The sequence below is a fragment of the Herbidospora sp. RD11066 genome, assembly GCF_054661255.1.
The window spans coordinates 757,430-776,284 of sequence record NZ_BAAGDO010000002.1; the positions used below are offsets into that span (position 1 = coordinate 757,430).

The window sequence follows — 18,855 nt, forward strand, 5'->3', positions numbered from 1 at the left end:
GCCGGGCTATGGGACGGACGCCGAGGCGGCGAAACGGGCGGTCAGCCAGACCGGGTCGACGATGGCCGAGCCGACCACGACGGCGTGCGCGCCGGCGTCCATGGCCGCGCGGACGTCGGCGACCGCCGCATAACCGCGCTCGGCGACGACCGGCACCCCGGCTCCGGCCACCAGGGTCGCCACCAGCCCGAGATCGGGCAGCGGGCCCGTGTTCGCCTTCGCGGGATACCCCATGGTCGACGAGCTGACCATCGCGGCGCCCGCCCGGACGGCGGTGCGCGCGTCCTCCAGCCCCGGCACCCCGGCCTTGACCGGCACCCCGAGCGCGGCGAACGAGGAGATCAGCTCGAACAGGTCCTGGCCGTCGTGCCGGCGCGCCGCCGCGTCGGCCTCCAGCTCCACGACGTCGGCTCCCGCCTCGACGAGGGCGGCCGCGTGGGCGAGCGCCGGCGTGATGCGCACGACCCCGCCGTGGGAGTCGTCGATGAAAACGGCGAGCACGGGAAAGCCGGGGACGGCGCGTTTCACCGCGCGCACCGCGTCCGGCCCGTCGACCTTGACGGCGACGGCGCCTCCGGCCCGCGCGGCCGCGGCCAGCCGGACGACGTCGTCCACGTCCTGCCAGGGCGACTGCGGGGAGGGGGTGAGCGAGACGATGAGCCCGCGGGGAAGGACGTTCACGCCGTGAACTCCTCTCCGCCGACGAGCACGCGGTCGACGTCGAGGTTCTCGTCGGTCACCACGAGGTCGGCCGGTCCGCCGAGGGTGAGCTCGCCGACGCCGGTGAGGCCGAAGAAGCGGGCGGGTGCGCGGCTCGCGAGGTTGGCGGCGCGGTCGACGGGCCAGTCGTGCTCGACGAGCTTGCGGACCTGCTGCAGGAGCGTCACCGTGCTGCCCGCGAGCGTGCCGTCGGGCAGGCGCGGCACCCCGTCGGTGACCGTGACGGTGAACCCGCCCACGGTGAAGACGCCGTCGCCGGCCCCTGCGGGTGAGGCGGCGTCGGTGACGAGCATGGTGCGGTGCTCGGCGGCCTTCAGCGCGAACAGCGAGGTCTCGCGCGACAGGTGGATGTCGTCGGCGATGAGCTGGATGGCGACGTCCTCGCGGGCGAGCGTCGCGCCCGCGATGCCCGGAGCGCGGTGCCCGAACGGGATCATCCCGTTGAACAGGTGGGTGACCGCGCGGGCGCCCGCGTCGAACGCGGCGTGGGCGGTCGGCGCGTCGGCGCCCGAGTGCCCGGCCTGCACGATCACCCCCTGCCGGGCGGCCCAGGCGATCAGCTCGGTGGCGCCGGGCAGTTCGGGGGCGACGGTGATCGTGCGGAGCGGGCCCGCGTCCAGGAAGTGCCGGACGATGCCGATGTCGGGGTCGCGCAGGTGTTCGGGGCGGTGCACGCCGCGGTGGTGCGGGGACAGGAACGGTCCTTCGGCGTGGACGCCGACGACCTTCGCGCCGCGCGGCCCCGCCTCCTGGAGTTTCTTCAGCACGCGCAGCTGACCTGCGACGTTCTCCTCGGAGTCGGTGATGATGGTGGGCTGGACGTGGAAGACGCCGTCGCGGGTGAGCGCCGCCAACGCCGCCTCGAATTCGTCGGCCGTCGCGGCGTTGAAGTCGACCCCGGCGTACCCGTTGACCTGGAGGTCGACGAGGCCGGGGAGCACGTACCCCGGCCCGGTCGACGGCAGCCCGGCCCGGATCAGCCGCCCGTCGTCGACCTCGACGTCGCCCTTGACCCAGGCGCCGCCGATCACGGCGCCACGTGCGGAAACTCTCATCTGTACAACCTCGCTAGATCTGGGATGACGCGGCCCGTCGCCTCGGCGGCCGCGCGAGGGCGCGGACGGCCCGAAGTGCCGGCCGCGCCCTCCAGGGCCGCCCGGAAGCGGTAGCGGTCGCCGCGGTAGACGCTGCGGCACCACTGGACGACCCGGTGGTTCTCATCGAATGTGGTCTGGACGATCTCCAGGACGGGGTCGCCCGGGGGGAGGCCGAGGCTTTCGGCGATCTCGGGGGCCGCGCCGCGCGCCTCGATGACGCAGTCGGCGGAGACCGCGTTCAGTCCGTACTGCTCGGCGAGCGTGCCGTACAGCGACGTCGTCGTGAAGTCGAGTTCGCCCAGCCCCGGCGCCAGCGCCTCGGGGATGAGGGAGAAGTCGATCAGCGTGGGGATGCCGTCGAGGTGCCGCAGCCGGACGAGCTCCACGACGGGGGCGCCCGGCGCGACGCCGAGAAGGTCCGCCTCGTCCAGGGAGCTCGCGCGGGTCACGCACTTCAGCACCCGCGAACTGACCGTCAGCCCGTTGGCCTCCGCCAGGTTCGAGAAGCTCACGAGCCCGGTCGCGCCCTCCTCGATCGACTCCGTCCCGGCGACGGCCGGACGGACGGTGACCAGGCCGGACGTCTCCCGCCGCACCCACCGGGCGCCCGCGACGACCTCGACCAGGCCGTCCTTCTCAAGATCCTTCAACGCCTGGCGGACCGTCACGCGACTGACGTCGAACTGCTCGGCGAGCACCCGCTCGGACGGCATGCGCGCCCCGGCCGCGATGACCCCGGACTCGATGCGTTCTCTGAGGTGCTGCGCGACCATACGGTGCAGGACTGACGAACTAGACATAACCCCGATTGTGTCCGTTAGAAGTGTCGTGGATGAACTCACTCGCCGTCGTCGAGCTTGGTGCCGGTGTCGAGGAACAGGAACTCGTCGGGGTCGATGCCCCGGGCACCCGCCGAGCGCAGCGCCACCTCCTGCAGCAGCACCGCCACGAAGATCGGCACCTCCAGACCGCTGCGCGCCTCGATCGGCACGACCAGGGTCTTCTCGTCGTGGGTGGCGGGCCCCCGGCGGAACTCGACGATCCGCCGGCCGAGCGGCCCGAGCGCCCGGACGACCTGGCCGTCGTCGGCGCCGTCCAGCATGACGTGCAGGGTCGTGGGGTTGGTCGACTCCATCAGCCCGTGCAGGTACTGCCGCGTCTCGAAGGGCGCCACCGGGACCCGCGTCACCTCCCGCAGCAGCAGCGCCCCGGCCTCGGCGACGCCGATCTGGTCGGCCGGCGCCACCAGGTCGATGACGGACGCCTCCGCGAGCAGGCCCGCGATCTCCTCGGCCTCCGCGGAGCGCGCCGCGCGGAACTCCGCCAGCCGCTCCCCCAGGCTCAGCCAATCCGCGGACGGCTCGCCGCCGGTCCAGATCTCGGCGAGCATCGAGACGGCCATCGCCGAGGCGGTGAACCCGATCGTCGAGGCCAGGCTGTCGGGCAGGTCGCCGAGGGTGAGCACCGCGTCGGCGGCCTGCGCCATCGGCGAATCGGTGACATTGACGACCGCGAGCCTGCGTCCGGTGGCGGCGCGCATGACGTCGACCGTCTCGCGGCTGCGGCCCGACTGCGACAGCGCGATGAGCGTCGCGCCGTCGCCGGAGGTCCCCGCCTCGGCCGCGTTGAGCCTGATGCCGGGGATGCCGTGCGCCGACAGATGGGCGACGGGCGCGGCGAGCGCGGCCAGGCTCGCCCCGATGCCGATGAAGGTGGGCCGCGCGGGCCTGCCGATCTCGGCCGCCGCCGCCAGGGCGCGCTCCCGCAGCAGCGGGGCGGCCTCGGTGAGCCTCCCGGTCTCCTGCGCCACGGCCTCACCGAACGGGATGAACCCCTGTCTGAGAAACGCCTCGACACTCATCTGCCGCTTGCCACCCTTCCTCGTCGTGCGAGGGAATCGATCACGACGGCGGCGACGAGTACCCCGCCGGTGATGATGTACTTCACGGCCGAGGTCTGGTTGAGCAGATCCATGCCGTTGGAGACCGCGCCGATGACGAGCATGCCGAGCAGCGCGGAGTAGGCGCTGCCACGGCCGCCGAACAGGCTCGTGCCGCCGATGACGGCGGCGGCGATGGCGTTCAGCAGGATGTCGCTGCCGCCGCTCGCCTGGTTGACCGCGAACAGGCGGGAGGCCGCGAGCACGCCGCCGAAGGCCGCCAGGGACGAGGCGATCGTGAAGGCGATCACCTTGACGGTGCCGACCTGGATGCCCGCGCGCCGGGCCGCCTCGGCATTGCCGCCGACGGCGAACAGCTTGCGGCCGAACGTCGTACCGCGCAGCAGCACGTCGACGACCACGACCAGCCCGACGAAGATGACGAGCGACAGCGGGATGCCGTGCCACTGCGCGAAGACGATCGTCGCCGCGAGGATCACCACCGTGATCACCCCCGCCCGCACCAGGCTCCCGGCCAGCGGTCGTGGGGCCAGCCCGCGCTCGCGCCGCCACCGGCCGGTCAGGAAGGTCACGGCCGTCGCGCCGACCGCGTACACGACCGCGATCACGAAGCCGATCCACGCCGGGAGCGTGGTGTTGGCGAGCGCGGCGATCGCGCCGTCGTAGGGGAGGTTCATCGTGCCCTGGTTGCCCAGGACGAGAAGCTGGACGCCCTGCCAGGCGAGCAGCCCGCCCAGCGTCAGCACGAACGACGGAACGCCGAGCTTGGTGAACACCGCCCCGTGGAACAGGCCGATCGCGGCGCCGAAGACGACCGCGAGGACGATCGCCAGGACCGGCGGCCAGCCCGCGTTGATGTTCAGCACGGCCATGGCGGCCGACGTCACCCCGCTCACCGACCCCGCCGACAGGTCGATCTCACCGATGACCAGCACGAACACGACGCCGAGCGCGATGACGCCGGTCGAGGCGATCTGCTGGCTCAGGTTGAAGATGTTCTGCGGGGAGAAGAAGCGGTCGTTGGCGAGCTGGAAGACGAGCGAGATGACGACGAGCCCGAGGATGACGGGCACCGGCCCGAAATCGCCGGTACGCAGCCGCTGCAACCGCCCGTGGAACCAGCTTTCCCGGGGGGCGATGCCCGTGGCCGTGCTCACGATCCCTCCTCCGTCCTGCTGCGGCGCCGCATCCGGCGCTTCTGGGCGCTGCTGTCGGCGACGCCCGTGATGGCGGCGACGACCTGCTCTTCGGTGGTCCCCTCGACGGGGAACTCCGCGACGCTGCGGCCGAGCCGCAGGCAGACGATCCGGTCGGCCACGTCGAAGACGTCGGCGAGGTTGTGGCTCACCATCAGCACCGCGTGCCCTTCGGCGCGCAGCCGCTCGATGAGCTGGAGGACCTCCGCGGTCTGCTCCACGCCGAGCGCCGCCGTGGGTTCGTCCAGGATCACCAGCGCCGGGTCGCCGAGCAGGGACCGCGCGATGGCCACCGACTGCCGCTGCCCGCCGGACAGGGACGAGACGGGCGCCCGCAGATCCTTGATCTTCACCGACAGCCGCTTGAGCAGCCCGACGGCGACCTGCTCCATGGCCAGGGCGCTGATGAACCCGCTGTGGTTCTTCTCGCGCCCGAGGAACAGGTTGGCGACGATGTCGAGGTTGTCGCACAGCGCGAGGTCCTGGTAGACGGTCGCGATGCCGAGGCGGGTGGAGTCGACGGGCCTGCGCGGGGACACCGGCTCGCCGTGGACCGCCATGGTGCCGCCGTCCCGGGGGTGCGCGCCCGCGATCGTCTTGATCAGCGTGGACTTGCCCGCCCCGTTGTCGCCGACGAGCGCGACGACCTCCCCGGTGCCGACGTTCATGCTGACGTCGCTCAGCGCGCGCACCGCGCCGAAGCTCTTGCTGATGTGCTGGAGTTCGAGCACGGGTGGCGGCCCGGTTGCCGTCATCGCCGTCTCCTTTCTTCCTGGTCATGTACGTGGGGTTCGGCGAGATCCCACACCGCCGCGCCGAGCAGCCCGGCGTCGTCGCCGCACCGGGCGGGGCGCACCTGGACGTCCCACGAGACGTGCGAGGCCGCGGTGTCGTGGACGCGCCGGTCGATCTCGTCGAGCAGGGCGGTGCCGGCGGCACGGGCGAGCCCGCCGCCGACCACGAGCACGTCCGGCGAGCCGACGTGGCACAGCAGGATCGCGGCCGCCGCCGCCGCGTCGGCGATGTCGGCGAGCGCGCGGCCCGCCGCATCGTTTCCGGGGGCGATCTCGGTCAGGGTGCGGTAGTCGGCCTCGGTGCCGAGGTCACGTGCGGCCTCGTGGACGCGCTGGCCCGAGCCGATAAGTTCGATCATGGGGCGGCCGGGGCCGAGCAGGTGCAGGAAGCCGATCTGCAGGCCCGACACGCGGCCCGCCAGCACCCGGCCCTCGCTCACCATCGCCGCGCCGATCCCGGTGGAGATGGTGAGATAGGCCGTCGTCCCGGTCCGGGACCCCGCGCCGAAGTACGCCTCGCCCGCCGCGGCCAGCTCGGCGTCACCCGCCAGGCGTACCTGGAGGCCGGTGGCCCGGCCGAGGTTCTCGGCCGACAGGGCGGCGAGATCGGTGGCGGGGAGGTTCCTGGCCACGTGCAGGCGGCCCCGGATCCGGTCGACGCGTCCGGGCAGCCCGACCACGGCGGACACGGCGCCGCTGCCGTCCGCGATCCGGGTCATGAGGTCGGCGACCTGCTCGTGCGCGGCGCCGTGCCGGACGGGTTCCCTGAGCCGGGCGGTCACGACGCCGTCCGGGCCCAGGAGCGCCGCGCGCGCCGTGGTGCCGCCCAGGTCGACCGCGACGATCTGGGCGCCACCACCGGTGGAGAGAGGAGACACCTACTGCAGTCCCGCCTTGGCGCACGCGTCCGCGTAGTCGGCGGTGCAGATCTGCGCGACCGTCAGGTAGCCGCTGTCGAGGAGGATCTCCTTCATGTTGTCCATGGTCACGGCGATGGATTCGAGCAGGTACGCAGGCACCTGGCTCGTCCCGTCGTCGATGGTGCCGTTGAGCAGGTCACCGGCGGGCGCTTGGCCCATCGCGAGCGCGGCGGCGGCCTTGGCCCCGATCTGCGCCTCGGTCTCGACCGGCAGGTAGGTGCTCTCGTACAGGTCGCCGGCGACCATCTTCTGGATGGCGTCGAGCTGGGTGTCCAGGCCCGTGACGGGCGGCATCGGATCGACGCCCGCGCTCTTGAGCGCGGCGATGACCCCGATGGCCATGCCGTCGTTGCCGGCGTAGACGCCGTCGATCTTCCCGGCGCCGATCTTGGTGATGGCCTGCTGCATCTGGTTCTGCGCGTTCGCGGCCGACCAGGCCTTGGTGTCGTACTCGGCGGCCACGGTGAAGCCGGAGCCGTCGACGACGCTGTGCGCGCCGTCCTTCTCGGGCTTGGCACCCGAGTCGACCGGGTCGCCGTTCATCATGACGATGTTGCCGGAGGTCTTGCCGTCCGCCTTGAGCTTGTCGACCAGCGCCTGCATGCCGACGGCGCCCTGCTTGACGTTGTCGAACTTCACCCCGTAGTCGACGCCCGCCTTGTAGATCACCCGGTCGTAGCTCATGACCTTGGCGCCCTGCTGGCGGGCGGCGGCGACCATGGCACCGGCGGCGTTGGAGTCGACGGGGTCGATCACCAGGACCTTCGCCCCCTCGGTGAGCGCCGACTCGGCCTGGCTGAGCTGCTTACTCGCGTCCCCCGCCGCGTTGAAGTACTTGAGCTGACACGTCGGGCAGCTCTCGGCGAGCTGCTTCTCGAACGTCGGCTTGTCACGTGCCTCGTAGCGGGCGGTCTGGTTCTCCGGGAGCAGCAGCGCGACGATCGGGGCGTCGCCCCCGGATGCGGCCGAGGGGTTGGCCGCCGGGGCGGAGTCCGGGGCGGAAGCCCCGCCCGAGCCGCAGGAGGAGAGCAGGAGAGCCCCGGCTGCGGCAAGCGCCGTGACGGCCATGAGGCGGCCGCGTGAAGGGAGGTTTGAGTTCATCGTGTTGGTCCACCTCTGGCCCGTTGGAGCATCGTGAGGTGAACCAAGCTAGAACTGGTTCGAACCACTGGTCAACGATTTGGTATCACAGGTATGTAACACGGACAAACCACTGGTATTAACTTCCTTGCACACGGAGATCACCAGACTGGGGGTCCGTGACCTTCCTCCTGGCGCCACCGGCCGCGTTTTTCCAAGGGCGGCCGGGGCGAGTCGGCCGTCACTGTGATGACGCGGGCGATGAACAGGCTGTTCAGGGTGTTCGTCCCCGTCGGCGCATCCACCTTCCGCGCGGCCGGCCAGGAGGTCTGGCGCGATGCCGGCCACCGCCCAACCGATCGGCCGACCGGACAGGCGGTGCGCACTCACGAGAGCGTGGACGCCCTACCCGCCGGAGGCCCGGCGCCGGCTACGAGCGCCGGACCATCAGGCGGCCCGGCCGGTGGACCAGCCCACTGGTCCAGGGAATCTGATCCGCTGGTATGGCCAGGCGCAGGCCGGGCAGCCGGGTCGCCAGCGCGCGGATCGCCTCGGTCAGCTCGACCCGGGCCAGGGCGGCGGCCAGGCAGCGGTGCGGGCCGTACCCGAAGGCGACGTGCGGGTTGGGCGTGTGCCCGGCGAAGCGGTGGAGGTCGAACCGCCCGGGATCCGGGAACGCCTCGGGGTCGTGGTTGGCCGCCAGCAGGTCCGGCATGACCACCGTGCCCGCCGTGACCGGGCAGCCGCTCGGCAGCGTGAGATCCCGGGTGATCCGTCGCATGAAAGCGCTGGCCGGAGGCCCGTCGTACCGCAGCACCTCCTCGACCGCGGTCGGTGTCAGATCCGGATCGCCGACCAGCTCGGCCCAGGCCTTCGGGTGCAGCAGCAGCCGCAGCACCCCTTTGGCGATCATCGAGGCGGTCGTCTCGTGCCCGGCGGTGATGAGGGAGAAGACCGTGTTGACCAGCTCGCCCTCGGTCAGCCTGTCGTCTTCGTCGCGGGCCGCCACCAGCAGGTCGATCAGGTCGTGGCCCGGGTGGGCGCGGTGCTCGGCGACCAGTTCGGCGCAGTACGCCATGAACTCCGTGTAGCCCCGGTAGCGCGTCATCTCGTCGGCCGTGGAGGTGGTGAGGAACATGTCCGTCCAGGCGAGGAACTGGTCGTACCTGCCCAGCGGCACACCGAGCAGCTCACAGATCACCCGGCACGGGATCTGCACCGCGAACGCGCTCACCAGGTCGAACTCCTCGTCCACCCCGTCGAGCAGCTCGTCGGCGATGGCCGTGATCCTCGGCCGCCACCGCTCGACCTGGCGGGGCGTGAAGGCGCCCTGCATGATGCGCCGGTAGCGGGTGTGCTCGGGCGGATCCTGGTTCACCAGGGCGTCGGGATCGTCGTCGATGCCGAGGCCCGCCACGAACCGGGGTAACCCCGGCATCCGCAGGTTACGGCTCGACGCCGGAGAGGCCAGCAGGGTCCGGACGTCCTCATAACGCACGGCCACCGGCACCTGATCGCCGCTCGGCATCGGCGCGACGCCCATCGGGTCGTGCTCACGGCGCCGGGCGTAGTCGGGGGACGGCGTACCCAGCGGACCCGGGCTGATCTCTGCGGTCATCACAACCTCCCGACGGAACGTAACACCCTGAGCGCCGTGAGCAACCCCCGCCGCTACATGTCGAGGGTGAGCTTCTGCCAGTCCGACCAGCCCGACTGGAACGCCCCGCCGTACGCGCCCACCCGCCACATGACCTGCCAGCCGCCGCCGTCGAGGAGGCCGTCAGGGATGGTCACCACCGCCTGCCCGCCCGAGGGCACGTCCAGGACGGTCTCCTCCCAGATCAGACCGGTTCCCTGCAGCGGCGCGTCCGGGTCGTAGGCCAGCTGGAACACCACCCGCGTCGCGTCGAGCAGCGGATGCGTCACCGTGGCCCGCAGTTCAGGGGTAAGGCTCATGCTCACCGTCGAGTCCGGGCTCTCATACGACGGCACGACCTGGCGCGCGGTGATCTGGGAGACGTCGGCGGCCACCGTGCCGGAGCTCCACGCCGACCAGCCGGAGACCGTCCCGGCCGTCACGTTGTGGGCACGCACCCGCCACCGGATCCGCCAGCCGTCCTGGAGAAGACCCGCCGGTACGACCACCGACGGCCTCCCGAAACTGGACGCCGGAGCCGAGGTGGCCGCCCAGATCCGCCCCGCGCCCTGACCGGGGACGGCGGGATCGTGCTCGACCTCGAACTCGGCCGCCAGGCCGCCACCGGCGGGGTCGACCACCTGCGACTGGATGCGCGGCGTCAGCCCCGCCACCCAGGTGCCGGCGCCGTCCACATGGGTCGCGATGGACGCCGCCCTCGTGGCCGGAGTGGACGGCACGTCCATGGTGACCGTGACGACGGGAATGCTCCCCGTCGGGTGCGTCCACGCGGCGAAGGTCCACAGACCGTCGTCGGTGCTCTCGTCCGGAGACTGGAGCACCAGACCGTGGTTCTCCGCACCCCCGGCCCAGGCGCCGACGATGCCGGTGATCGGCCACTCCACCTGACCGGGGACGGCCGCGCACTGCGGGACGGTGATCTGGGCGTCCTCGCCGGTCGAATCGGGCGTGTTGCCCCAGTGCAGGAAGTCGTCCGACCACGGTTCGGTGACACGGCGCACCTGGACGCCCTCCCCGGCCGCGGGCCCGCAGTCGGGCGCGCCGAGCCCGGTGAGCCGCAGCGTGGCCGACCGGACGACGCCCTCGGGCAGCTGGGACAGGTCGAACTTCAGATAGCTCCGGGCCGTCAGGCCGCCATCGGTGCCCGACAGGAGCGTCTCGTCGAGCCAGTCCGCGGGGGAATCCTCATCGTGGTCGGTGGTGACGTGGATGTTGTTCCTCAGCTGGAGTTCCTGCACGACGACGAGCGTCGGCACATCGGCCGAGGCGGTGGACGGGACGGCGGCCGGGACGGCCACCGCCACGACAGCGGTCATCAGGGACAGTGCCCTCCTGCGCAGGAGGGGCGGCGCGGAAATGATCATCACGCAGGGAGGTTAACAAATCATCTGACAAATCAAAATATTGACATTTTCAAACGCCATTTGAAATGACCGACATAATCCGCCTATTAGTCATGCGAACTACCGGCCCTGACGGAGAGAGGCTTCGGAGTGCCCGGCAACAACCCTGCGCACGTCGCCACGCCCGACCGGCACTCCGATCTCCGACGCGTTCGTCGAGCCCTCAGCGATAGAGCCCGCCGTCGGCCACCCCGCCCTGCCTGATGGCGTCATCCTGCCGCGCGTCATGCGCCTCCTGCCGCAGCCGCCGCTCGGTGTCCTCGTCCTCCCGCTGCTCGGCCTCGGTCGGCTTGAAGAGGCGTCGGGCCACCTCCCACAGCCTCTCGTGGGTGACCTCGGACAGGTCGGATCGGCCCTGCCCGCCATCATTCCCGTCGGGGTGCCGTCGCCGCCGGTGTGAAAGAGGTTCCTGTTGCGCTCTGGAGAATCCACGCGAAGAAGAACATGTAATTGGGGTCGCTCCGACGTCAGCGCACTGATGTCCAGGGCGTAAAGGACCCACCGGCATTCGTCGCCCGGAAGCCATCGCGAGATCACCGGTCTGCGCCACGTCGTACGTGAAAAGACGATTCAGCTTGAAAATGACGTGGGCGCTGGTCACCCTTTCATTTCCGTCGTTGCTCTGAAGCTCGAAGAGTAACCGGTCCGCCTTCGTGGCGAACCGGCCGACCGAGACGGAATGATCCGGCAACTCCAGATGGCGGCTGCGCCCCGCGGCCGCCAGCCGGTTCACCAGCGACTCGTGAGACGCCTCCACGACCCCGGTGGCCGCCGTGGAGACCACTCGACCGTACGTATTGAAGTGTACGAAACAGTATCGTACAGTTCGGTCATGGACACCCCGCCCCGCTCTCGCATGAAGCCCGAACGCCTCGCCGAACTGTACGAGGCCGTCCGCGCCCTCCTGCTGGACGTCGGCTACGAACGCCTCACCTTCGACGCCGTGGCAGCCAGAGCCCACACCAGCAAGGCGACGCTCTACCGCCACTGGGGAGGAAGCAAAGCCGACCTCGTCATGGCCGCCCTCACCCAGCACCGCCCCACCCTGCCCGACCACACCGCAGCGACCTCACTCGACGAGGTCTTCACCCAGATGGCCCGCACCGACGGCATGCCCACCGCCGACCTGCGCATGGGCCTCATGCTCCTCCACGCCGCCACCACCGACCCCGACTTCGGCACCGCACTACGCAAAGAGATCATCACCCCCATCCTCGACACCCTCACCGCGATCTTCGAAGCCGCCGCCGACCGCGACGAGATCACCCGCGACACCCCCCTGTTCCGACGGCTCGCCCACCTGATCCTCGCCGACCTCGCCATCTCCCCCCTGCTCAGCGGCCACGAAGAATCACGCCAGGACCTGTTCCTGACGATCATCCGCCCCGCACTCACCTTCACCCACAGGAGAGAAACACCATGAAGATCCTCGTGTACGGCGCCGGAGTCGTCGGCAGCCTCCTCGCCGCCCGCCTCCACGAAGCCGGACACGACGTCGCACTCCTGGCCCGAGGCGACCGCCTGACCTCCCTCCGCCAGCACGGCGTACAACTCGCCGAAGCAAACAGCAGGGACATCACGCGAATCCCGGTACCCGTGGTCGACCACCCCTCCAACGGATACGACCTGACCACCGTCCTGGTCCGCACCCACCAGATCGACCCCGTACTCACCTCACTCGCCGACCTCGACGGGGACGTCCTCTTCCTGACCCACTGGGCCGCCGGACCACACCCCCTGGGCGCCGTAATCGGCCACGACCGCGTCCTGCTCGGCACCCCCACCGCCGCCGGCACCATGGACGGCGACATCATCCGCTACCGCGCCCCCAACGCCCTCACCCGCCGCGTCGCCATGCCGATCGGCGAACCCCACGGCCGCACCACCCCCCGCCTGGAACGCATCGTCAAAGCGTTCCGCACCGCCGGAATCAACGCCAGGCCAGAACCACAGATGGACGCCCGCCTCAAAACCCACGCCGCCTTCGCCGTCCCCCTCGGCCAGACCGTCCAAGCCGCAGGCGGCCCAGCCGCCCTCGCCGACGACACAGACGCGATCCGCACCATGCTCCACCTCATGCGACAGAACCTCGCCGCCCTCCCCACACCCCCGACCCCCCGCAGCTTCACCGCACTGCGAACCCTGCCGGAAGGACTCCTCGTAGCGGCCTTGCGACGCTTCCTGCGAAGCCCAACCGCCGTCCACAGCGGACTCAGCAACACCTCACCCGCCGAAAGAGACGAACTCGAGCGCCTGGCCGCACAAATACGAGCCCTCACCATCAACGCCCGCTAAGAGCGCGGTTAGCCCCTCCCTAACCTCCCACCTGCAACGATGCCAACATGACACGGGAGGGCACACCGCTACGCCACCGCGCGCTCGCCGCGATCGTCGCCGTCACCGCACTCGCGGTCCTGCTCTTCGCCGGACCACTCGCCGTCCTCGTCGACCGCCTCTACCGCGACCAGGCAACCGCCGCCCTCCAACGCGACGCCGTATGGATCGCCGCCACTATCCCCGACGACATCGGCAAAAACCCCAACCTCCCCTTCACCCTCCCCGCCGACATCTCCACCGAACTCACCGTCGGCGTCTACACCGTCCAGGGAAAACGCCTCCTCGGCGCCGGACCACCCACCTCCACCCTCGCCGCCACCAGCGCAGACGGCCGCACCCACCAGCAGATCGCCGACGACCAGATCGCCGTCAGCGCGCCCATCCCCTCCGACGAAGGCATCACCATCACCGTCCGCGTCGCCACCCCCTACGAAGAAGCACAAGAGAAAATCCACCAAGCCTGGCTCCTCCTCGGCCTCCTCGCCGCCATCGCCCTCGGCGCCGCCGCAGCCATGGCCGTCTACCTCGCCCGCCGCCTCGCCACACCCCTCGAACGCCTCACCCGCGCCGCACAGGACCTCGGCGACGGCGACTTCACCGTACGAGCCCCCAGATCCGGCCTCCTCGAAGCCGACCAAGCCGCCGTCGCCCTCGAAACCACCGCGCGGCGACTCGGCGACGTCCTCGCCCGCGAAAAAGCCTTCAGCGCCGACGTCTCCCACCAACTCAGAACCGGCCTCACCGGACTCCTCCTCGGCCTCGAATCAGCCCTCGCCCGCCCCACCACCGACCGCACCGAAGCCATCGCCAACGCCCTCGCCCGAGGCGAACGCCTCCAGACCATCATCGAAGACCTCGTCACCCTCGCCCGCGACACCCACGGCACCAACCCACCGCTCAACCTCCCCACCCTCATGGACGAAATCCGCCAAGACTGGCACGGCCTCCTCGCCGACCAAGGCCGCCGCCTCACCATCCGGCACGAAACCGACCTCCCCGTCGTCCGCGTCTCCCCCGCAGCCGTACGCCAGATCCTCCTCGTCCTCCTCGACAACGCCCTCCGCCACGGCGCCGGAGAAGTCCTCGTCACCATCACCGACGTCGGCCCCGGCATCGCCCTCAACGTCAGCGACCAAGGCCCCGGCATCACCGAAGGACAAGACATCTTCGGCCGCATCCCCCGCGACGGCCACGGCATCGGCCTCGCCCTCGCACGCTCCCTCGCCGAAGCCGAAGGCGGCCGCCTCCTCCTCCACCGCGAACGACCACCGACCTTCAGCCTGCTCCTCCCCGCCACACCCTGATCACCGCTCGAACCGGTAACCCCGCCCACGCACCGTCGTGATCCGCGGCACCCCACCCGGCTCCTCCAACTTGCGCCGCAACGCGAACACGTGCACATCCAAAGTCTTCGTCGAACCGAACCAGTTCTCATCCCACACCCGATCCATCAACTCCTCCCGGGTGACCACCTCCCCCGCCCTACCCGCCAACACCGCCAGCAGATCAAACTCCTTCGGCCGCAACGCCACCTCGACCTCATCGAGGAACACCCGCCGCGCCGCCAGATCAAGACGCAACGCCCCCACACTCAGCACCCGCTCCTGCGGAACCACCGCCTGCCGCCGCAGATGCGCCCGCAACCGCGCCAGCAACTCCGCCATCCGGAACGGCTTCGTCAGATAGTCATCCGCCCCCGCCTCCAGAGCCACCACCACATCAAGCTCATCGGTACGAGCCGTCAACACCACGATCACCGCATCAGGCGCCGCCAGCCGCAACCGACGGCACACCACCACGCCATCGAGCCCCGGCAACCCGAGATCCAGCAGCACGAGATCAGGCGTCGTGACCTGAACGCTGCCGATCGCCTCCTCGCCGCTCCTGGCCAACGCGGGCGCGTAACCGTTGACGTCCAACGCCTCGGCCAACTCCGCACCGATCACCGGATCGTCCTCGACCACCAGGACATGCGTACCTGCCATGCGCCCGAGCGTAGGCACGCCCCCGACCCGGCGACATAAAGCGAACAACCGCGCGCGGCAACGAAGAGTTAACCCTCAGATAGGAGAGCGCGAGCCTGACGCTGTCCGACGTTTCCGCAGGCTGGGACCCGTCAGAACACACCGAACACACGGAGCCGACTCCATGCGAAAACCCGCCGTCCTCGCCGGCCTGGCCGCGACCGCCCTCCTCATCGCCGGCGGCAGCGCCGCCGCCTTCGCCTCAGCCGGGACCCCGACCCCCGCTCCGCCCCAGACCTCGACCAGCACTCCCGCCGACACCGCCCCGGAGGCGAACGAGGCCGCCGAGGGCCCGGAAGACCAGGAAACCAACGACGACAAGGGCCAGGCCGACACCGACAAAGAGACCCAGGACGACTGAGCCAGGCTGACCCAGTGGGGTGGCCGGTGCGTTCTTCTTGTACGCATCGGCCACCCGAACCCGTCAGAGAGCGCCCTGGGAGCTGTGGCGGATGCTTGTCGATCTGCTCTGGACGACTCCTCCACCGGAATCAAGGCCCCCGTGTCGTTGGGGGTTTTTGTTTCGGTGGAGGAGAATGCAAACAACCGGGCGCCTTTACAAAGTAGATTTCTAAACGAGACTTCTCCTCGATCAACGACTGGACCTACTCAGGTGGTGTCCGTCCATCCCTGAACGGCGGGTCCCAGAGACGCCGCGCGCGCCCTGAGCAACATCCGGTCCGGACGCCAGACGTCTCGACGCTGTTCTCCCCCATCGGGGTCCCGATCCGGAGTCGAAAGGGACTCCCCTACCGCGAAGCCACCGCCACGACGAAAGTCCCGAGGAAAGCGGCGACCCCGCGCAGATGTGCCCTTGCAGCTTGAATGCCCATGGCCCGAAAGGGCGTCGGGCGTGGTCGACATCGACGACCTGCGGGATGCCGATGGGAACCGACATGGACATCGCGCCGGCGGATGGTGATCGACACCGACGGCGTCATCGTGGACACGCTGGCAGTACGCCGCCGACGAGTTCATCGGCCGACTCCCGCAGATACGTCGCCGCCGGAAGGGCTGAACTTGGCCGGGTTTCGGGAAGGTGCTGTTCCTGGTGGCGCGAGTGCCGCCGCACCACCTGGTTGCGCGACGAGGGCAGCCCGCTTCCGGTGGGTCACACGCTCGTCGGTGCCGTGCGTTCTCTCCGGTTACGGCTTGACGGGTTTGGACCCCGCGTGGTCCGTCTTGTCTCTGGGCTCGGTCTCGATCTGGTCCTGTGGCGGCGCCTCGACCGAAACGTCCGTACCGAAATCGAGGAAGTCGATCGCGGTCGTGTGGTCGTCGGCGAAGGTGATCTCCAGGTGGCGGATGCGGTCCTGGGCGTCGATGTCGACCACCCCCGACACCCCTTCGGCCAGGGTGAAGACGTAGCGGGTTCCATCCGCGACCGGCCCCTGTTCGGTCACCTCGGTGGCCGCGCGCAGTTTCGCCAGGGCCGCAGGCGGGTCGAGGGGCAGGAGTTTCACCAGCCCGGCCGAGGCCGGTGCCTGCTTGAGCTCGTCGTCGAAGCGCGGCCCGGCGTACCACTTCGGGTCGCCGGGGTCCTTGCCGTACACCGTGTCGCCGACGAACCGGGTCTCGGCGCCGTCGTTTCTGACGACCACCCCGACCCGCTGTTCAGGGTCGAAGGCGCCCGTGAACGTCTTGTCCCCGGACACCGTCTCGATCCGGTAGCTCTCCGCCGAGGTCGTCTCCACGGCCGCCGTCACCTGGGCGTTGGCGGAGGGGGTCGTACCGGGCAGGATGAGCACCAAAGCCGTCGCGGCCGCCGCGGCGGCCGCGACCGGCAGCCACATCCGGCGGGGCCTGCGGGCGACCGGCATAAGCCGGATGTCCGGCGGCCGGTCGGCGCTGGCCTGGACCAGCAGGGTGCGTAGTTCGTTCTCCGGCATCAGATCCTCCTCGTGTCGGTTGTTCACCGGAGCACACTCCCTTCGTCCTCGGTCCGGTTGACGAGCTGCCGCATCGCCCGCAGGCCTCGATGTACGTGCACTTTGACGGTCCCGGCCGTACACCCCATGAGATCCGCCACCTCGGCCTCGGGCAGATCGGCGAAGAACCGCAGCACCAACGCGGTCCGCTGCCGAGCGGGCAGCCGCCTGAGCGCGGCCCGCACCTCCTCGGCCACCGCGCTGCCCTCCGACAGGTCACCGGAGGCGGCCACCTCCGGCAGTTCGGCCCGCGGGATCTCCCGCCGCCACCGTGCCCGCCACCACGACCGATGCGTGTTGACCATGATCCGGCGCAGATAGGCGTCCGGCTCGGTGGCCGTGTCGAGCCGGGGCCAGGCCGTGAGCAACTTGCCGAGCGAGGCCTGCACGAGATCCTCCGCCGCGTGCCAGTCGCCGGTGAGCAGCACGGCGGTCCTCAGGTGGTGATCGCCCCGGCGACGGACGAAGTCCGCGAAATCCGCGTCCACCCACGCTCCCTTCTCAGTCCGGATGTCTGCCGACACTGGACACGCCGCGTCACCCGCTCCGGGTTGACCCCAACGGGAGGCTTTTCCACCCATGCTGGAGGTGAAGGGGGCAGATTCGTGATGACGTTCCCCGAGACAGAAGGAGTCGCGCTGACGGGAGGTCGGATGACGAGAGGGATCATGCGTGTCGGCGCATCCGTGCGTCGGCCCGCAAGCGCTTCCTCGGAGTTCGTGGCGGCGCTTCTCGCCCTGTTCGAGCAGCGAGGTTTCGGCGGTGCGCCCCGGTATCTCGGCCGGGACGGCGATGCGGATCTGTTCGGCTACATCCCCGGCGAGGTCCCCTCGCGTTTTCAGGTCTGGGACGACGCCCAGATCGCCGCCGCCGGTCGCCTGCTGAGATCGATGCACGATGCCACACGTGGATCCGCTCTGGTCGGGCACCGGCCGGTGGTGTGTCACCACGACGCCGGACCCAACGACGCCGTCTTCCAAGTCGGACTGCCGGTGGCCTGGATCGACTTTGACACCGCCGCTCCAGGCGACCCTCTCGAGGATGTGGGGTATGCCGCCTGGACCTGGTGCATCTCGTCCAAGAAGACGCAGTCGGTAGAGCGCCAAGCCGCGCAGGTACGACTCCTCGCGGACGCCTATGGGCTCGACACCTCAGGCCCGCAACGCATGCTTCTGGGCCGAGATCCAGTCGTCCAGAGCGACACTCGTCGACGCCGGCACGATCGCGGGCGAATCGCGTGGAGCCTTCGGGAAGCCGCGTTCACCGCGGAACACCGCGAGGCCTTCGAGGCAGCCCTCACCTGAGCGTCACGGCTCGTTTCAGAGCGTCGTCGCCGCGACCGCGACGAGTACGAAGGCGGCGACGATGATCGCAACGCGGACGTAGTGCAGCCGGTCCCAGCGCTGGTGCTGCTCACGCCAGTCGGCGGGGTGGTCGTCGGCGGTCCACGTCTTCGACCGGTTGTTGATCGGCACCAGCAGAACGATCGACATGACGACGCTGAGCGCCAGCAGCACAGCGGCGACGAGGGCCGTCGTGGCGGTCGCCGTACCCCAGGTGACCGCGGCGAGCGCGGCGGTGAGGATCAGCGAACCGATGTACCAGAACGGCATCGCGCGCCCCAGCATGCGCCCACCATCAGCCCGGGCGGCGAGCGACGCACCAGCGGGGAGACGCAGCACGATCGGGTTGATGACGAAGGCCACCGCGCACTCGACCCCGACCATGAGGCCGACGACGGTGGTGGCGATGACGGCGAGTCCGGATGTCATGGGAATTCTCCTCAGGTCTAGCGGCGC

20 protein-coding genes are annotated in these 18,855 nt (G+C 70.2%); 5 read left to right on the top strand and 15 right to left on the bottom strand.

Annotated features, from left to right (window positions below):
- Positions 1 to 6: 6 nt before the first annotated feature.
- From ACYQ78_RS09290 to ACYQ78_RS09340, 11 genes are all read right to left on the bottom strand, one after another.
- Positions 7 to 681 (bottom strand): hypothetical protein, encoded by a 675-nt coding sequence (locus ACYQ78_RS09290; RefSeq protein ID WP_459800331.1) that lies wholly within the window; start codon positions 679 to 681, stop codon positions 7 to 9.
- Positions 678 to 1,775: an N-acetylglucosamine-6-phosphate deacetylase gene (nagA, locus tag ACYQ78_RS09295; protein ID WP_459800332.1), complete on the bottom strand. Its 1,098-nt coding sequence runs from the start codon at positions 1,773 to 1,775 to the stop codon at positions 678 to 680. Before nagA ends, ACYQ78_RS09290 begins: the two co-directional genes overlap by 4 nt.
- Positions 1,772 to 2,617: a GntR family transcriptional regulator gene (locus tag ACYQ78_RS09300; protein WP_459800333.1), complete on the bottom strand. Its 846-nt coding sequence runs from the start codon at positions 2,615 to 2,617 to the stop codon at positions 1,772 to 1,774. The genes nagA and ACYQ78_RS09300 overlap by 4 nt, the downstream gene beginning before the upstream one ends.
- A 38-nt stretch (positions 2,618 to 2,655) precedes the next feature.
- Positions 2,656 to 3,678 carry an SIS domain-containing protein gene (locus ACYQ78_RS09305; RefSeq protein WP_459800334.1) on the bottom strand — a complete coding sequence of 341 codons (1,023 nt, stop codon included), beginning with the start codon at positions 3,676 to 3,678 and terminating at the stop codon, positions 2,656 to 2,658.
- A complete protein-coding gene (locus tag ACYQ78_RS09310) occupies positions 3,675 to 4,874 on the bottom strand; it encodes a sugar ABC transporter permease (RefSeq protein WP_459800335.1) in 1,200 nt (399 codons plus the stop codon). The genes ACYQ78_RS09305 and ACYQ78_RS09310 overlap by 4 nt, the downstream gene beginning before the upstream one ends.
- A complete protein-coding gene (locus ACYQ78_RS09315; RefSeq protein ID WP_459800336.1) occupies positions 4,871 to 5,668 on the bottom strand; it encodes an ATP-binding cassette domain-containing protein in 798 nt (265 codons plus the stop codon). The genes ACYQ78_RS09310 and ACYQ78_RS09315 overlap by 4 nt, the downstream gene beginning before the upstream one ends.
- Entirely contained in the window at positions 5,665 to 6,585 is a 921-nt protein-coding gene (locus ACYQ78_RS09320; protein ID WP_459800337.1) for an ROK family protein, read from the bottom strand. Before ACYQ78_RS09320 ends, ACYQ78_RS09315 begins: the two co-directional genes overlap by 4 nt.
- On the bottom strand, positions 6,586 to 7,728 hold the full coding sequence (locus ACYQ78_RS09325) for a substrate-binding domain-containing protein (protein WP_459800338.1): 1,143 nt from the start codon (positions 7,726 to 7,728) through the stop codon (positions 6,586 to 6,588). It abuts the gene before it with no gap.
- A 409-nt stretch (positions 7,729 to 8,137) separates the two neighbouring features.
- Positions 8,138 to 9,325, bottom strand: coding sequence for a cytochrome P450 (locus ACYQ78_RS09330; RefSeq protein ID WP_459800339.1), 1,188 nt, complete (start codon positions 9,323 to 9,325; stop codon positions 8,138 to 8,140).
- Between the two features lie 53 nt (positions 9,326 to 9,378).
- Positions 9,379 to 10,728 (bottom strand): DNRLRE domain-containing protein, encoded by a 1,350-nt coding sequence (locus tag ACYQ78_RS09335; protein WP_459800749.1) that lies wholly within the window; start codon positions 10,726 to 10,728, stop codon positions 9,379 to 9,381.
- A 202-nt stretch (positions 10,729 to 10,930) separates the two neighbouring features.
- Complete coding sequence (locus ACYQ78_RS09340; RefSeq protein WP_459800340.1) at positions 10,931 to 11,500, bottom strand: hypothetical protein; 570 nt, start codon at positions 11,498 to 11,500, stop codon at positions 10,931 to 10,933.
- Positions 11,501 to 11,599: 99 nt separating this feature from the next.
- On the opposite strand from ACYQ78_RS09340, the gene ACYQ78_RS09345 reads away from it, so the two are divergent.
- Genes ACYQ78_RS09345 through ACYQ78_RS09355 form a run of 3 tightly spaced genes read left to right on the top strand, consistent with a single transcriptional unit; the run spans position 11,600 to position 14,408 of the window.
- Complete coding sequence (locus ACYQ78_RS09345; protein ID WP_459800341.1) at positions 11,600 to 12,190, top strand: TetR/AcrR family transcriptional regulator; 591 nt, start codon at positions 11,600 to 11,602, stop codon at positions 12,188 to 12,190.
- Positions 12,187 to 13,062 carry a ketopantoate reductase family protein gene (locus tag ACYQ78_RS09350; RefSeq protein ID WP_459800342.1) on the top strand — a complete coding sequence of 292 codons (876 nt, stop codon included), beginning with the start codon at positions 12,187 to 12,189 and terminating at the stop codon, positions 13,060 to 13,062. The genes ACYQ78_RS09345 and ACYQ78_RS09350 overlap by 4 nt, the downstream gene beginning before the upstream one ends.
- Before the next feature lie 47 nt (positions 13,063 to 13,109).
- The gene (locus ACYQ78_RS09355; protein ID WP_459800343.1) at positions 13,110 to 14,408 is read left to right on the top strand and encodes a HAMP domain-containing sensor histidine kinase; all 1,299 of its coding nucleotides are present in this window, start codon (positions 13,110 to 13,112) and stop codon (positions 14,406 to 14,408) included.
- Here ACYQ78_RS09355 and ACYQ78_RS09360 read toward each other — a convergent pair whose 3' ends face one another.
- Positions 14,409 to 15,089, bottom strand: coding sequence for a response regulator transcription factor (locus tag ACYQ78_RS09360; protein ID WP_459800344.1), 681 nt, complete (start codon positions 15,087 to 15,089; stop codon positions 14,409 to 14,411).
- Between the two features lie 163 nt (positions 15,090 to 15,252).
- Here ACYQ78_RS09360 and ACYQ78_RS09365 point away from each other — a divergent pair, with 163 nt between their 5' ends.
- On the top strand, positions 15,253 to 15,489 hold the full coding sequence (locus ACYQ78_RS09365; protein ID WP_459800345.1) for a hypothetical protein: 237 nt from the start codon (positions 15,253 to 15,255) through the stop codon (positions 15,487 to 15,489).
- Positions 15,490 to 16,273: 784 nt separating this feature from the next.
- Here the strand turns inward: ACYQ78_RS09365 and ACYQ78_RS09370 are convergent.
- Together ACYQ78_RS09370 and ACYQ78_RS09375 are read right to left on the bottom strand one after the other, a co-directional pair.
- On the bottom strand, positions 16,274 to 17,044 hold the full coding sequence (locus tag ACYQ78_RS09370; RefSeq protein WP_459800346.1) for a hypothetical protein: 771 nt from the start codon (positions 17,042 to 17,044) through the stop codon (positions 16,274 to 16,276).
- Positions 17,041 to 17,544, bottom strand: a complete 504-nt coding sequence (locus ACYQ78_RS09375) for a SigE family RNA polymerase sigma factor (RefSeq protein ID WP_459800347.1) — start codon at positions 17,542 to 17,544, stop codon at positions 17,041 to 17,043. The genes ACYQ78_RS09370 and ACYQ78_RS09375 overlap by 4 nt, the downstream gene beginning before the upstream one ends.
- Before the next feature lie 120 nt (positions 17,545 to 17,664).
- On the opposite strand from ACYQ78_RS09375, the gene ACYQ78_RS09380 reads away from it, so the two are divergent.
- Positions 17,665 to 18,360: a phosphotransferase gene (locus tag ACYQ78_RS09380; protein WP_459800348.1), complete on the top strand. Its 696-nt coding sequence runs from the start codon at positions 17,665 to 17,667 to the stop codon at positions 18,358 to 18,360.
- A 15-nt stretch (positions 18,361 to 18,375) separates the two neighbouring features.
- On the opposite strand, the gene ACYQ78_RS09385 is transcribed toward ACYQ78_RS09380, so the two are convergent.
- On the bottom strand, positions 18,376 to 18,828 hold the full coding sequence (locus tag ACYQ78_RS09385; protein WP_459800349.1) for an anthrone oxygenase family protein: 453 nt from the start codon (positions 18,826 to 18,828) through the stop codon (positions 18,376 to 18,378).
- Between the last annotated feature and the right edge of the window lie 27 nt (positions 18,829 to 18,855).